General features: G+C 68.1%; 11 protein-coding genes. 5 read left to right on the forward strand and 6 right to left on the reverse strand.

Features of this window, described 5'->3' with window-relative positions; all coding sequences use genetic code 11:
* Positions 1 to 120 precede the first annotated feature (120 nt).
* Together ATJ93_RS10620 and ATJ93_RS10625 are read right to left on the reverse strand one after the other, a co-directional pair.
* Positions 121 to 930, reverse strand: a complete 810-nt coding sequence (locus tag ATJ93_RS10620; RefSeq protein ID WP_120244621.1) for a helix-hairpin-helix domain-containing protein — start codon at positions 928 to 930, stop codon at positions 121 to 123.
* A 79-nt stretch (positions 931 to 1,009) separates the two neighbouring features.
* Positions 1,010 to 1,819: a shikimate dehydrogenase gene (locus tag ATJ93_RS10625; protein WP_120245247.1), complete on the reverse strand. Its 810-nt coding sequence runs from the start codon at positions 1,817 to 1,819 to the stop codon at positions 1,010 to 1,012.
* A gap of 157 nt (positions 1,820 to 1,976) precedes the next feature.
* On the opposite strand from ATJ93_RS10625, the gene ATJ93_RS10630 reads away from it, so the two are divergent.
* Positions 1,977 to 2,921 (forward strand): calcium/sodium antiporter, encoded by a 945-nt coding sequence (locus ATJ93_RS10630; RefSeq protein ID WP_120244622.1) that lies wholly within the window; start codon positions 1,977 to 1,979, stop codon positions 2,919 to 2,921.
* 23 nt (positions 2,922 to 2,944) lie between these two features.
* Here ATJ93_RS10630 and ATJ93_RS10635 read toward each other — a convergent pair whose 3' ends face one another.
* Positions 2,945 to 4,393: a DUF7344 domain-containing protein gene (locus tag ATJ93_RS10635; protein WP_120244623.1), complete on the reverse strand. Its 1,449-nt coding sequence runs from the start codon at positions 4,391 to 4,393 to the stop codon at positions 2,945 to 2,947.
* 98 nt (positions 4,394 to 4,491) lie between these two features.
* On the reverse strand, positions 4,492 to 6,990 hold the full coding sequence (locus tag ATJ93_RS10640) for a PAS domain S-box protein (RefSeq protein WP_120244624.1): 2,499 nt from the start codon (positions 6,988 to 6,990) through the stop codon (positions 4,492 to 4,494).
* 174 nt (positions 6,991 to 7,164) lie between these two features.
* Here ATJ93_RS10640 and ATJ93_RS10645 point away from each other — a divergent pair, with 174 nt between their 5' ends.
* Positions 7,165 to 8,526, forward strand: coding sequence for a D-aminoacyl-tRNA deacylase (locus ATJ93_RS10645; protein WP_120244625.1), 1,362 nt, complete (start codon positions 7,165 to 7,167; stop codon positions 8,524 to 8,526).
* Between the two features lie 159 nt (positions 8,527 to 8,685).
* Entirely contained in the window at positions 8,686 to 9,867 is a 1,182-nt protein-coding gene (ftsZ, locus tag ATJ93_RS10650; protein WP_120244626.1) for a cell division protein FtsZ, read from the forward strand.
* 114 nt (positions 9,868 to 9,981) lie between these two features.
* Here the strand turns inward: ftsZ and ATJ93_RS10655 are convergent, their stop codons facing one another.
* Positions 9,982 to 10,626 carry a ferritin family protein gene (locus ATJ93_RS10655; RefSeq protein WP_120244627.1) on the reverse strand — a complete coding sequence of 215 codons (645 nt, stop codon included), beginning with the start codon at positions 10,624 to 10,626 and terminating at the stop codon, positions 9,982 to 9,984.
* 135 nt (positions 10,627 to 10,761) lie between these two features.
* Here ATJ93_RS10655 and ATJ93_RS10660 point away from each other — a divergent pair, with 135 nt between their 5' ends.
* Positions 10,762 to 11,958: an MBL fold metallo-hydrolase gene (locus ATJ93_RS10660; RefSeq protein WP_120244628.1), complete on the forward strand. Its 1,197-nt coding sequence runs from the start codon at positions 10,762 to 10,764 to the stop codon at positions 11,956 to 11,958.
* A 67-nt stretch (positions 11,959 to 12,025) separates the two neighbouring features.
* Here the strand turns inward: ATJ93_RS10660 and ATJ93_RS10665 are convergent, their stop codons facing one another.
* Positions 12,026 to 12,364 carry a 2Fe-2S iron-sulfur cluster-binding protein gene (locus ATJ93_RS10665; RefSeq protein WP_120244629.1) on the reverse strand — a complete coding sequence of 113 codons (339 nt, stop codon included), beginning with the start codon at positions 12,362 to 12,364 and terminating at the stop codon, positions 12,026 to 12,028.
* A gap of 233 nt (positions 12,365 to 12,597) precedes the next feature.
* On the opposite strand from ATJ93_RS10665, the gene ATJ93_RS10670 reads away from it, so the two are divergent.
* The gene (locus tag ATJ93_RS10670) at positions 12,598 to 14,022 is read left to right on the forward strand and encodes a geranylgeranyl reductase family protein (protein WP_120244630.1); all 1,425 of its coding nucleotides are present in this window, start codon (positions 12,598 to 12,600) and stop codon (positions 14,020 to 14,022) included.
* Positions 14,023 to 14,037: the final 15 nt, after the last annotated feature.

The following is a 14,037-nucleotide window of genomic DNA, read 5'->3' on the forward strand; positions in this document are numbered from 1 at the left end:
CGCGTTGGCGTCGGGAATGCCGGCCGATCGGCCGGTCGGTCGCGAGCGAAAGTGGCGCTCGTGGGACTCGAGTCGAGCGCACGGAGAAGCAAAAGAGAACGAGCCCGCCCGCGAACGGCTCTATCTGACTTCGGCGCGGTCGATCCAGCCCTGAATTCGCTTCTCGGAGATGTCGGTCTGTTCGGCCAGGTCGGCCGCGTCGGCGACCGCGAGTTCGTCGACGGTCTCGACGCCGGCGTCGGCGAGCCGGTCGGCGTACGCGGGACCGATACCCTTGATGACGTCGACGGGTTCGGAGTCGGTCGCATCGTCGGCTTCCGACTCCGGTTCGGGTTCCGGTTCCGGCTCGTCCTCGCTCTCGGTTCCGGTCTCGGTCTCCGCCGACTCGTCGGTCGGCTCGGATTCCGATTCGGCTTCAGCTTCGGCTTCGGTGGCGGCCTCGGTCTCGGCCTCGGTCTCGAGATCGGTTTCCGCCTCCGGTTCGGTGGCCCCGTCGTCCTCGCCCGCGTCGCGGTCCGGTTCCGCGTCTTCGATCGCGACTTCGGCCTCGTCGATCTCCGTCGTTTCGGGTTCGGTGTCGGTCTCGGCGGTCTCTGCTGCCGTCGCTGCTTCGGCGTCGGCCGTCTCCGCTTCGGTCGACGCCGTGTCCGTATCCGCGTCCGTTTCTTTCGGGCCCGGCGATCCGGGCGGCTCGGGCGCCTCCTCGGACGTTTCCGTCGGTTCCGTCGGGGAGTCCGTCGACGCCGCGGCGTCGGTTCCGGAGGCAGCGGCCTCGTCCGCGGCCGCCTGGTCCGCCGGCGTCGATTCGGACCGGTCGCTCCCGCGCGATCCTTCGCGTTCGACCGTAACCCCGACCTCGCGGGAGCTTCGCGGCTCCGAGCCGGACTCGTCGAGTCCCAACAATGACTTCAGCTTTTCGAGGATTGCCATTAGCCGGATATAGTCGTCTCTTTCACTTAAATTCGGCTGATACGATACAGGAACTGCCAAGACGGCCGACCGAACGGCCTCAGAGCCGCGATCGCAGCGCCTCGTTCATCGCGTCGACCGGCGCGTCCCGTCCCGTCCAGCGCTCGAAGGCCTCGACGCCCTGGTAGAGCAGCATCCAGGCGCCGTCGACCGTCGTCGCGCCGACGTCGGCCGCGTCCCGAAGGAGCCTAGTCTCGAGTGGCCGATATACAGCGTCCATCACGGTCAGGTCGCCGTGGAGCGCGTCGGCGGGCACCGGCGTCGCGTCCTCCTCCATGCCGACGCTCGTGGCGTTGACCAGTACGTCGGCGTCCGCGAGGAGTTCCTCGAGCGCGTCGAGGCCGTGACCCGTCGCGTTCGGTACCTCGTCGGCGAGGTCGTGGGCCTTCGACTCGGTCCGGTTCGCGATGTCGACCGTCGCGTCGGCGTCCGCGAGTCCGAACGCGATCGCTCGCCCCGCACCGCCGGCGCCGACGACGACCGCGCGGGCGCCCTCGAGCGAGAGGGACGCGTCCGATTGCTCTCGCAGCGCCCGCAGGGCGCCGCCGGCGTCGGTGTTGTGGCCCGTGGGGCGGTCCCCGGTGAAGTCGATCGTGTTCACCGCGCCGATTCGGTCGGCCAGGTCGTCGGGTTCGACGACCGCGAGCGCGTCCCGTTTGAACGGAATCGTCACGTTCAGTCCCGTCACGCCGAGGGCTGCGGCGCCCTCGACCGCGGCCTCGAGGTCGTCGGGATCGGGTTCGAAGGTCACGTAGCGCGCGTCGATGTCCAGTTCCTCGTAGGCCGCCTCGTGCATCGGCGGCGACAGTGAGTGGCCGACGGGGTTGCCGAGTAAACCGAAGACGTCCATCGCCATGGGTGGGGATCGGTGCGGCGGGGATATAATGGGTGGGACTTCGACGCCGCGCTGTCTGCCACGGTAGAGGGATCTCGCCGCCTCGAGCGCATCGCCTCGAGCGCACCGCAGTTTCGGGTCGCTTATACCGCGTTCACTACAACTCGCCGCCATGCTCTCCGGGATCGCGCTCGACGTCGTGCTACTGGCTGCCGGCATCGTCGCGCTGTACGGCGGTGCGGAACTGCTCGTCGCCGGCGCTGGCCGGCTCGCGATCGGCATCGGCCTCCGCGCGGCGACCGTCGGCGTCACCGTCATCGCGTTCGCGACGACCGCGCCCGAACTCTTCGTCTCGACCATCGGCGCGCTGAACGTCTCGACCGACATCGGGCTCGGCACGATCGTCGGCTCGAACATCGCGAACATCGGGCTCGTACTGGGCGTCTCGGCGCTCATCAAACCGCTTTCGGTCACCGAAATCGTCGTCCGTCGGCACGTCCCCTTCATGATCCTCGCGGCGATCCTGCTCGTCGCGCTCGGCGCGAACGGCACGATCGGTCGGCTCGAAGGTGCGATCTTCCTGCTCGTGCTCGCCGGATTCACCGCCTATCTGCTCTACTACGTCAACGCGGATCCCGCGCCGATGGTGGACGAGCCGGACGCGGGCGAGGGGATCTCGATCAAAGACGTCGCGCTCGTCCTCGGCGGGTTACTGGTGCTCGTCGTCGGTTCGCGATGGCTCATCTCCGGCGGCACCGGCCTGCTGTCCGCGCTCGGCGTCTCGGAACTGGTGATCGGGCTGACGGTGCTCGCGCTCGGCACCTCGCTGCCGGAACTGGCGGCGTCGGCCGTCGGCGCCGTCCGCGGCGAGACCGAGTTCGCCATCGGCAACGTCGTCGGTTCGAACATCTACAACATCCTCGCGGTTTTGGGGATCGTCGCGCTCATCACGCCGATCGACGTCGCCGCGAGTACACTCCGATTCGAACTCCCGATCATGGTCGCGTTCACCGTCGTCCTGGTCGGGATGATGGGCTACGGCAGGCGGCTCACGCGACTCGACGGCGCCGCGCTGGTCGTCGGGTACGCCGGCTTCATCTATCTCCTCGCAACCTGACTCACGGACGGCAGCGTCCGCGATCACATCGGCAGCGGCGACGGCGTCCCGTCCGTTTCTTCGCTCTCGCGGCCCTCCCGCGTCGACTCGAGGCGGTCCAACCGCGGCCCGAGATGTTCGCGTACGAGTGCGACCAGCGCGTTGTCCGGGCCTTCGCCGGTGACCGCAGTCGCGCTCGGCGTGTCGTCAGTTGCGCTCCCGTTGGATCCGCCGTCGTCGATCGTTACGAGCATGACCCGCTCGCGGTCCGCGAAGACGACGCGGCCGTGGTGGACCCGATCGGCGGGAAAGTTGAGCCAGTCGAGTTGCGGTTCACAAACCGTTGCGTCGGGAACCGCGGCGCGGACGGTCTCCCGAACCTGCGGCGACCGCGAGCCGACGTAGACGTCGACCCCGCGGTCGGCGGCCGCGCGCCAGCGCTCGAGACACTGCTGTTGGAGGATGCCGTCGTCGGGAACCGTCACGAACAGTTCGTCCTCGGCGCCGGCGGCGATGTTGTGGCCCCGTTCGACGATGGGTTCCGCACCGTCGATCGCCCAGCACGACGGTGTTCCGTCGGCGCCCGAGCCGTCCCGCTCATCGTCGTCCGACTCGCTCCCGGTGTCGACGTCGAACTCCCCGCGTACCCCGTCCGGCACCGACGAAGCCGCCTCGGGCCGTCTCGAGCCGCTGTTTTCTGACGGCAGTGAGGTCGACGCCGTCTCGAGCCGATCGGCGATCGGCGCGAGCGGACTCGCCGCCAGCCAGTCGGTTCGCCACTGCGGGGCGTCGGTCGCGAGCGCAGCCGTCGCCGCGTCGCGGTCGTACGTGACGAGCCCCGCGTCGGCGAGCGCGGGAAGGCGCCCGTGCTCGAGGTCCGTCGAGACGTCCCGTACCTCCCCTTCGGTGACGTCGACAAGGCGCCGATCGTCAGCGCCCTCTCGCGCTGCGATTAGCGTCGCGAGGTCGTCGAGCGGAACGGCCCCGCGGTGGCGAGCGAGCACCCGACAAGCGGTTCGACAGCGGGCCGATCGGAACACTTCGCAGGTCCGATCCAGCAAATCGTCGTCGCCAATGTCGCCGTCGACCGGCGACTCGAGTAGGGTGCGAACCCAGTCGGCCTCCAGAAGCGGATGGGCGGCGAGCGAAACCGTCGTCTCGTCGCCGTCGGTCTCGCGCTCGACGAGGCCGACGTCCGCGAGCTTCGGGACGTGGGCGTGCACTAACGAGACGTGGACGTGCGAACAGTGGTCGTTGGAGACGATCGGCTGGCCGGCCTCGAGGGCGGCGACTTCGGTGGCGAGCGTCGCGAGCGACAGGGGATCGGTCGCCGATTCAGCGTCGGCCCCCGTTTCGGTCGGGGCCGACGATTCGGATGCAACCGATCGGTCGCGCCGTTCGAGGAGCACGGCGAGCAAACAGCGTCGGCGAACGGTAGCGAGAGCGTCGAACGCGACGGCGGGAGTCGGTTCGTCGACGGGGGGAGAACTCATTGCCCGAGAGAGGCCGCGACGACGGGTAAGGAGTGTACCAGCGTTGTCTGGTACTACCCGGTGTTCCGACGGGGTAATAGGCTCGTGCCGGCGACGCGTTACAGCGCCGTTTCGAAGTAGTGCTCGAGTAGTTTCGCCTGCGCGACCCGGAGGTGCTGGTGGAACGTCTGGCGGGCGATTCCGAGCCGGTCGGCGATCGCCGTGGCGTCGCTGTTTCGCGTCGGCCACTCGAAGTAGCCGCCGTAGTAGGCCGCCTCGAGCGCGGTGCGTTGCTTGTCGGTCAGCGCCGATTCGACCCGATTTCGGAAGTCACCCGGCGTCTCGACCGAGTCCTCGACGGTGCGCTTCGAGACCAGCGTCGTGTCGGGATACGTCGCCTGGATCGTATCGACGAGTTCGCGGACCGCCGTGTCCGGGCTGGCTTCGACGGTAACGGTCGCGCGGCCGCGATCGACGACGTTCGACCGGAGCCGGGCGCCGTAGCCCGCGAGCAGTTCCACGAACGTCGCGTTGCGGATCGTTAGCTCCCAGCGGCTCTCGTCGCCCTGCACGTCGATACGCCGCAGCCCCTCGATATCCGCTCGCTCGGCGGCGAGGTCGCGAAATCGGTCGGGCCCGATCCCGGCAACTGTGACGTAGTGGACGTACGCGTCGTCCGTGAGCGGCAGCACGTGATCAACAGAGAGCAGACAGTCGGCCCGCGCGCTGAGGTCGATGCAGGCGTCGCCTCGATCGGTCGACTCGAACTCGAGTTCGACTGCGGTGTCCCGGTAGAGGAGTCGACGGACCGTCATCGCGTTGACCGCGTGGCCGATCGTGCCGCCGAACTCCTGGAGCACCTCGCGCTCGCGGGGGGCGAACGCGGTCGCTTCGGCGGCCGCGACGACGAGCACGCCGAACGAGCGTCCGCCAGCGACGATCGGGACGACCGCGACCGCTCCGTAGTCGTGGTCGACGGCGTCGCGACGCCACGGCTCGAACTCGCTCTCGCGGAGGGATCGGTACCGCCGGACGGCGTCGGCCTCGAGGGAGGCGTCCGACCGGCCGGCTGCTGCGGCCGGCGGATCGACGTACGAGCCGATCACGCCGTCGATCTCGTCCGCGTCGCGCCCCGCCCACGTTCGCGGCTCCCACTGGCGCCGCCCGGATGCCGCGCCCGCGTCGAACCGTCCGATGACGGCGAACCGGTACATTTCCGAGTCCGCGAACGCCTCGACGATCGCGCGCTCGATCTCCTCGCGCGTCTCGGCCGCGACCATCGTCTCGTCGACCGTTCGAACGACCGCGTTGAGTCGCTCGAGCCGCTCGAGTTCGCGTTCGCGCTCCTTGCGGTCGCTGACGTCGCGGCCGATGCCGGTGAATCCGAGGACGTTGCCCTCGTCGTCGGTGATCCGGGCGCTGTTGAACTCGTACGGAATGCGCTCGCCGTCGCTCGTCAGGAACCGCCCTTCGGCGGTGATGCGCGCACCCTCGGCGAGGATTCGCCGGATGGCGTTCCCGATCGCCTCGCGGTCTTCCGGTGCGATGAACTCGAGGGGGCCCATATCGACGATTTCCTCGGGGTCGTAGCCGGATATCTGCCGAAACTCGTCGTTCCACTGAATGAGGGTTCGCTCCTCGTCGAACGCGTAGAGAGCGTCAGGTTGGGCTTCGAAGATGCTCTCCGTGAGCGCTTTCTCCTCGCGGAGTTCCCGCTCGCGGGCCTTCCGGTCGCTGATATCGCGACCGACGCCGGTGAACCCCACGACCTCGCCCTCGTCGTCGGTGATCCGTGCGCTGTTGAACTCGTAGGGGATTCGCTCGCCCGATTTGGTGAGCAGATCGGCTTCGACGGTGACGTACTCGTCCTCCTCGAGGATACGCCGGATCGCGTCGGCGACCCGATCGCGGTGTTCCGGCGGGACGAACTCGAGGGGGTCCATCTCGGTCAGTTCCGACTCGTCGTATCCCGTCACTTCCGGCACGCGGTCGTTCCAGTCGATGTAGCCGCCGCTGTCGTCGAACGCGTAGAGGACGTCGGGCTGGGCCTCGAAAATGCTCTCGAGGAACGCCGCCTCTTCGCGGCGCTCGCGTTCGCGGTCGTGCGCTTCGGTTCGATCGTGGAGGAACCAGCCGTATCCGCAGAGGGCGGCCCCGTCGCGCGGGGTTCCGAGTCGCGCGTCGTCACCGTCGTCCGGGCCTCGGGTTCCGCCTTCGTCTCCGTCTTCGTCTTCGTTCCCGCCGTCGCTCCAGATCGGCGCGATCACCTCGCGAACCCAGATCCGCTCTTCGTCGGCCCGGACGCGCCACCCCTCGTTCTCGGCCCGTCCCTCGGTGCGCGCCCGCTCGAGGAGCGCGTCGGGACGGTTAGCGGCTCGAGCCTCGTCGGGAAAGAACGCGCGGTAGTGTGTCCCCAGAGCTGCCGTCTCATCGTATCCCAGGACGGCGTTTGCGTCGTCGTTCCACGCGGCGACGCGTCCGGCGGCGTCGAGCATCGCGACGGCGAGATCGTTCACGAGCGGGGTCAGCTCCCGAACGTCGAGCGTGACGTCGGTCGGCGATGCGGTCTCGTGCCCGTCGTTCGACGGGTCGTTTTGGCAAGACGGTGGTTCGGACATCGTGCGTATTGGTAACTCTTCGTACGACCGCACCCAGCCGGGAAAATCCTACGGTGGCGTTCGCAACGCCCCTCTCTCCGGGCGCGGGTCGAGGGCCCTCGAGTCGACCGGAACGACGACACGGCCGCTGGCGAAAACGGGCGACTTAACGCCGTCCGGAACCGGAGCAGGGATATGAGCGACCTCGCGATCGTCGAGAGCCGCGCCGACCGCGCGTCGGTCCACATCTGCGACCACCTCCGCGACCTCGCCGACTGGACCGAACGCGAGGACGACAGCCGTCCGGCCGAGGCGGGCGGCGGCACCTACTACCGAACCGACGGCGCCGAACTCCGCACCTTCGAGGACCTCCACATCGAACTCGAGCGCCCCGCCGACGCCTTCGACTGCGACCCCGACCTGCTCGTCTTCGCCTCGCGACACTCCGGAGAGACCGGCCCGCTGCTGACGGGCCACTTCACCGGGAACTTCGGGCCGGCCGAATACGGCGGCGATGATGACGCCGTCGCCGAGGCTGCCCCGAACGCGCTGGTCCGACTGCTCGAGGCCTTCGACGAGTACGCGCCCGAGGGGTACGACGTGGGGATGGAGTGTACTCACCACGGCCCGACCGACGTCGGCTGCCCGTCGCTGTTCGCGGAACTGGGCAGCGGCGACGAGCAGTGGGACGACCCCGCGGGCGCCGAAGCCGTCGCCCGCGGCATCCTCGACCTTCGGGGCGTCGAACCGCACCGCAGTAGACAGGTCGTCGGCTTCGGCGGCAACCACTACGCGCCTCGGTTCGAGCGCGTCGTCCGCGAGACCCCGTGGGCGGTCGGCCACATCGCCTCGGACTGGGCCCTCGAGGCGCTGGGTCACCCGACTGCCCACCGAGACGTTCTCGAGGCCGCTTTCGAGGAAAGCGACGCGGAAATCGCCCTACTGGACGGCGAGTGGCCGGTCCTCGAGGAGACGCTCGAAGATCTGGGCTACCGAATCGTCGGCGAAACCTGGCTGCGCGAGGTCGGCGACCTGTCGCTGGATCTCGTCGACGCGATCGAGTCCGAACTGGGTCGCGTCGAGGCGGGAATCCGGTTCGGCGACCGGAGCGACGCTGATGCGGTCGACGAGCAGGGCTTTACCGTCGTCGACCTCCCCGCCGACCTCGTCGACGCTGCGGAGGGAATCGACCCCGACCGCGTCCGCGAACTCGTCGACTCGCGGACCGTCGCCTACACGACCGACAACGGCGGGACTCGAGTCGGATCGCAGGTCGCGGTTCCCGAATCGAACGCGGAACCGGCCGCCGACGCGCGGCGAGCGCTCGTCGAGGCCCTGGCCGACGTGCTCGAGGAAAAGTACGAAACGGTTCGGCTCGAGGACGACGCGATCGTCGCCGAAGAGGAAGGGTTCGACCCGGAACTGGCCCGCGAGGCGGGGGTTCCGGAGGGACCGAAGTTCGGCGCGCTCGCGAACGGCGAGGCGGTGACCGTCGACGGAGAAACCATCAACCCGGAGAGGGTTCGGACCGAGCGGACGCGTCGTTTCGAGATTTGACCTATTAGTTTCGTGATGCTAATATCACTATACTCGCTGACTGCTATCGAAACCCCTCTCGTAAGACGGAAAACAGATAATGCGCTCGTAACGTGTCAGACAGGCGGCTGACGTGTAGGGGAAAGGTAATTATGCTCCATTGTTTAGAAGGGGCCAAGAATGGACTCACTCATCGACGACGCCATCGACGAGGCCGAAGACGGGGACCCGGCCGAGTCCCCCGCGGACGAGGCGCCGCAGGGCGGCCAGGGCCAGTCCCCCGAGGACGCCGGCCGACAGTCCGGCACAATGACCGACGAAGAACTCGAAGACGTTCTCCAGGACCTCCAGACCGATATCACGGTCGTCGGCTGCGGGGGCGCCGGCGGTAACACGATCAACCGGATGCACGAGGAAGGCATCCACGGCGCGAAACTCGTCGCCGCCAACACCGACGTCCAGCACCTGGTGGAGATCGAAGCCGACACCAAGATCCTCATGGGCGAGGAGAAGACCGGCGGCCGCGGCGCCGGCTCCCTGCCCCAGGTCGGCGAGGAAGCCGCCCTCGAGAGCCAGCAGGACATCTACGACGCGATCGACGGCTCGGACATGGTCTTCGTCACGGCCGGGCTCGGCGGGGGGACCGGTACCGGCTCCGCTCCGGTCGTCGCCAAGGCCGCCCGCGAGGCCGGCGCGCTGACGATCGCGATCGTCACGACGCCCTTCACGGCTGAGGGCGAGGTCCGCCGAACCAACGCGGAGGCCGGCCTCGAGCGCCTGCGCGACGTCTCGGACACCGTCATCGTCGTCCCCAACGACCGCCTGCTCGACTCGGTCGGCAAACTCCCCGTCCGCCAGGCGTTCAAGGTCAGCGACGAGGTGCTGATGCGCTCGGTCAAGGGCATCACCGAACTCATCACCAAGCCCGGCCTCGTCAACCTCGACTTCGCCGACGTCCGGACCGTCATGGAACGGGGCGGCGTCGCGATGATCGGCCTCGGCGAGGCCGACTCCGAGGCCAAGGCCGAAGACTCCGTCAAGACCGCCCTGCGCTCGCCGCTGCTCGACGTCGACATCTCCGGCGCCAACTCCGCGCTGGTCAACGTCACCGGCGGCAACGACATGGCCATCGAGGAGGCCGAGGGCGTCGTCGAGGAGATCTACGACCGCATCGACCCCGACGCCCGCATCATCTGGGGGACCTCGATCGACGAGAGCCTCGAGGGCAGCATGCGGACGATGATCGTCGTCACCGGCGTCGAATCGCCCCAGATCTACGGCCGCCCGGACGGCGAGTCCGTCCAGCCAGACATGAGCGGCCAGCAGGCACCCGGTCAGGACGACATCGACTTCGTCGACTGATTCAGTCCGCTCTCGCTCGAGGACGATCTCCTCGAGTCGAACGTTGTCGATTCTCTCTTTCGTTCCTGTCGATGCAGCCGGTTCATCGATGCTCGCCGGCACCGGTCCCGCAAGCTAGCAGATCGGCTTCGGATCGAGCCCGAGATCCTCGAGTGAGTCCGCGTAGGCGTCGTACGCGGCGTCGATGACGTCCGCGGCGGCTTCGGCGGCGCGATCCCGGTCTTCGCTTCCGTCACACGTTGTCTCGAGGAGGTCGGCGGCACGCTCGCCCTGGGTTGCCGTCTCGCTGCGCAGTTCTCGGAACCGCTCGGCCCGGCGCTCGTCGCCCTCGTTGACGAAGAAGCTCACGACCTGCAGGTGCGTTCGCTCGGTGACCAGCGCGCGACCGACGAGGCCGCCCAGCCGCGGGACGGTTTCCTCGAGCGACCGGAGGCGGTCGTGCATCGGGCCGCCGGTCGTATCGGGGTCGTATTCCCCGCCGTCCTCACCCTCGAGCAGGTCGAGGACCCGCTCGCAGTGCTCTCGTTCCTGGTCGCGAAACTCGGAAAAGAGTGCCTGCGCGTCGCCGTGTGACTCGTCGTCGGCCCACGCCCCGAACGTCTCCGCGGCGGCGCATTCGCTGTCCGCGGCGATCCGGAGCACTCGCTCCGCCGTCAGGTCCGCATCGGTGAGCGCGACGAGCAGCTTCGACGACGCGAGGCGCTCGAGTTCGGTGTCCTTCGATGCCTCGAGGTCGCGCTGGAAATCGGCAGCGTCCATACCCCCACGACCACGGCGTGCGTGTTGAACCTTGTCTCGGTCGCGGTTCGTACTCAGGCGGCCGAGGCCGCACTGCGACGATGACGGTGCATCCGTGGGGGCGCGCTTAACCGCCACGAGAGCGTATGCAGCGACATGTCCGAAACCGAGGCGGCCGTCGACGATCCGACGACGATCGCACCCGAGACGCTCGCCGACCGGCTGCGAGCCAGCGACGAACTGACCGTCCTCGACGTTCGCGACCGCGACGAGTTCGACCGCTGGCACATCGAGGGCGAGGGCGTCGAGGCCGTCCAGATCCCCCACATGAAGTTCATCCAAGCCCAGGCGACCGGCGACGTCGACGACCTCGCGGCCGACCTCGAGGAACCGATCGTCGCGGTCTGCGGCCGCGGCGAGGCCAGCGACCACGCGGTCGACCTCCTCCGGGACGCCGGCATCGACGCGCAGAATCTGGCCGGCGGAATGGACGCCTGGGCCGACCTGTACGTTGCCCGCGAACTCGAGGTCGACGTCGATCTCGGCCTCGATCGCAGGGGCGATTCGTCCGCGACGGTCGTCCAGTACGACCGCCCCTCGAGCGGTTGTCTGGCCTACGCGATCTACAGCGGCGGCGAGGCGGCGGTGATCGATCCGCTTCGAGCGTTCGCCGACCGCTACGTGGAGGATGCCGCCGATCGGGGCGCAGAACTGAAGTACGCCATCGACACGCACGTCCACGCCGACCACGTCAGCGGCGTCCGCGCCCTCGAGTCCCGAACTGACGCGACGGCCGTCCTTCCCGAGGGTGCCCGCGATCGCGGGCTCGCATTCGACGCGATGACCCTCACAGACGGTGACGAACTTCACGTCGGCGACGCGACGCTAACCGCCGTCGCGACCCCGGGACACACCACCGAATCGCTCTCCTACCGGCTCGGCGACCTCCTGTTCACCGGCGACACGCTGTTCCTCGAGGGGGTCGGCCGGCCGGACCTGGAACGCGGCGACGAGGGCGCGCCCGCCGCGGCTCGCCAACTCTACGAGACCCTCGAGGACACGCTCTCGGAGCTGCCGGCCGAGACGACGATCGCGCCGGGTCACTACAGCGACACCGCCGACCCGCGGGACGGCGACGGGGCGTACGCGGCCACGCTCGGCGACCGGCGCGATCGACTCGAGGCGTTTTCGATGGCCGAAGACGAGTTCGTCGAACACGTCACGGGCGACCGGCCGCCGCGGCCGGCCAACCACGAGCGTATCGTGGCCGCGAACCTCGGGCGGGAGGACGTCGATTCGGAGACGGCGTTCGAACTGGAACTCGGGCTGAACAACTGCGCGGTCACCGGCTGACGAGAAGAACGACGGGAGCAGAAACGGGACGCGGATCCAGACCGTAGAAACCGCAACGCGGCGGCAGTTAGTCGTCCGCGACTGCCGGGTCGTCGCCGCCGCCCTCGGCGTCGATCTCGTCCTCGATGCTCGGCGGGTACTTCCCGCGGTCGAGTTTCAGGTCCGACTGCGGACGCGCCATGCAGGTCAGCGCGTACGTTTCGGCTTCCTCCTCGGTGAGCGCGCGGGCCGCGGGCTGGGTAACCTCCCCTTCGACGATTTCCGCTGAACAGGCCAGACACATCCCGACGCGGCAGGAGTACTCCTGCGCGATCCCTTCCTCGAGACACCGGCTGAGGATCGTCTCGGTGTCCGAACAGGTGATCGTCTCACCCGTGCCGACGAACTCGACAGTGTACTCGGTCATACCCTCCGCTACGGAAGACCCGACTAAAACTCTTTATTACGGGATCCGTCCTTCAGGAGGCGACGAATCTCTCCGCACCGATCACGTTCGGCTCACGCCGGTCCGCAGTCGCTCGGTACGGCGCATTGCATCGTTCCGAAGGCGGCGGAAATCCCCGGTTGCGCGATTGTGGCCCGTAACTCGGTCGAATCGACCATAAAACGTTTTCTTACCCCAGTGTCCACACTGTTGGTATGAGTACGCAGGACCAGTCGGGGGACGCTCCGACGACCGGGAGCGGAACCGGAACCCGCGAGGCGGACGTCGTCGTCGTCGGTGCCGGGACTGCAGGGTGTTACGCCGCCGCGACTATCGCGCGCGAAGGGTACGAGGTCGTCGTCCTCGAGCGCAAGTCCGAGGACGAGGCGGGCCACATCGCCTGCGGGGACGCGCTGAAGGGTGCCAGCGCCTTCCCGGACTCGATCCCGAAGTCACAGATCGAACCCGCGTTCACGAACACCGACGTCGACCACGGCCGCTTCGAGATCCCCCAGGAGGACACCGTCCTCGAGATTCCCGTGCCGGGGGAACTGGCGGTCATCGACCGCTGGGAGTACGGCAAACGCATCATCGAGGGTGCCGACGAGGCCGGCGCGGAGATCCACTACGACACCGTCGTGAAGAACGTCGTCCAGGCCGACGACGAGAAGGGGACCGTCACGGGCGTCGAAGCGATCCGTAAGGGCGATCCCAAAACGTACGAAGCGGACGTCGTCATCGACGCCGCCGGCTCGCTGTCCGTCCTGCAGGACTACGTCGACTTCTCGAACTCCACCTTCGACACGAACGTCGACTACTCCCATTTCTGTTCGGCCTACCGCGAGATCGTCACCGTCGACGAGCCCGTGCCGTGGGACGACGCGCTGGTGTTCAAGCCGACCGAGCGCGCCGCCGGCTACCTCTGGTACTTCCCGCGCACCGACACCGAGATCAACGTCGGGCTGGGCTTCCAGATGACCGAGGAACCGATGAAGCTCGTCGACGACCTCAAACGGGACCTCGAGAACCGCCGGGAGTTCCGCAACGCCGAGGTCGACGACAAGCTCGGGGCCGCGCTGCCGACGCGCCGCCCCTACGACTCCGCTGTCCATCCGGGCTACATGGCCGTCGGCGACGCCGCGGGCCACGTCAACCCCACCACCGGCGGCGGCATCGCCGGCGCCGCCTACGCGGGTAAGTACGCCGCCGAGGCCGCCATCGAGGGCCTCGAGACCGGCGACGTCAGCGAGACGACCTTCTGGGAGTACAACGAGCGCGTGATGGACCACTTCGGCGCCCGCTACGCCGCCTTAGACGTCTACAACATCCTCTCGACGGCCGTCGACGTCGACGACCTGATGGGGCTGCTCGCCGCCATGCCCGGCGAGAAGATGGCCGAAGCGCTCTACTCGGGTAGTACCAGCATCGGTCCGAAGCTCGCCGCAGAGAGCCTCTACAAGAGCTACGGCCACTGGGGCACCATTCTGAACCTCTTCAAGACCAAGCGACGGGCCGACGACCTGCTCGAGCTCTACGAGCACTATCCGAATCATCCGGCCGCCCTCGAGCACTGGCAACAGCGCCGCGACGACCTGATGGAGCAAGTGTACGAGACGACCGGGGCGGACCCGAAGTACTAGCAACGAACTTTTTCT

Origin of the sequence: Halopiger aswanensis (assembly GCF_003610195.1) — an archaeon.
GTDB classification, from domain to species: Archaea; Halobacteriota; Halobacteria; order Halobacteriales; family Natrialbaceae; genus Halopiger; species Halopiger aswanensis.

Excerpts from the sequence above, each read along its gene's own strand:
- ATJ93_RS10640 (WP_120244624.1), bottom strand. The coding sequence starts at position 6,990 with ATGTCCGAACCACCGTCTTGCCAAAACGACCCGTCGAACGACGGGCAC.
- ATJ93_RS10655 (WP_120244627.1), bottom strand. The coding sequence starts at position 10,626 with ATGGACGCTGCCGATTTCCAGCGCGACCTCGAGGCATCGAAGGACACC.
- ATJ93_RS10635 (WP_120244623.1), bottom strand. The coding sequence starts at position 4,393 with ATGAGTTCTCCCCCCGTCGACGAACCGACTCCCGCCGTCGCGTTCGAC.
- ATJ93_RS10625 (WP_120245247.1), bottom strand. The coding sequence starts at position 1,819 with ATGGACGTCTTCGGTTTACTCGGCAACCCCGTCGGCCACTCACTGTCG.
- ftsZ (WP_120244626.1), top strand. The coding sequence starts at position 8,686 with ATGGACTCACTCATCGACGACGCCATCGACGAGGCCGAAGACGGGGAC.
- ATJ93_RS10620 (WP_120244621.1), bottom strand. The coding sequence starts at position 930 with ATGGCAATCCTCGAAAAGCTGAAGTCATTGTTGGGACTCGACGAGTCC.
- ATJ93_RS10660 (WP_120244628.1), top strand. The coding sequence starts at position 10,762 with ATGTCCGAAACCGAGGCGGCCGTCGACGATCCGACGACGATCGCACCC.
- ATJ93_RS10670 (WP_120244630.1), top strand. The coding sequence starts at position 12,598 with ATGAGTACGCAGGACCAGTCGGGGGACGCTCCGACGACCGGGAGCGGA.
- ATJ93_RS10645 (WP_120244625.1), top strand. The coding sequence starts at position 7,165 with ATGAGCGACCTCGCGATCGTCGAGAGCCGCGCCGACCGCGCGTCGGTC.
- ATJ93_RS10665 (WP_120244629.1), bottom strand. The coding sequence starts at position 12,364 with ATGACCGAGTACACTGTCGAGTTCGTCGGCACGGGTGAGACGATCACC.
- ATJ93_RS10630 (WP_120244622.1), top strand. The coding sequence starts at position 1,977 with ATGCTCTCCGGGATCGCGCTCGACGTCGTGCTACTGGCTGCCGGCATC.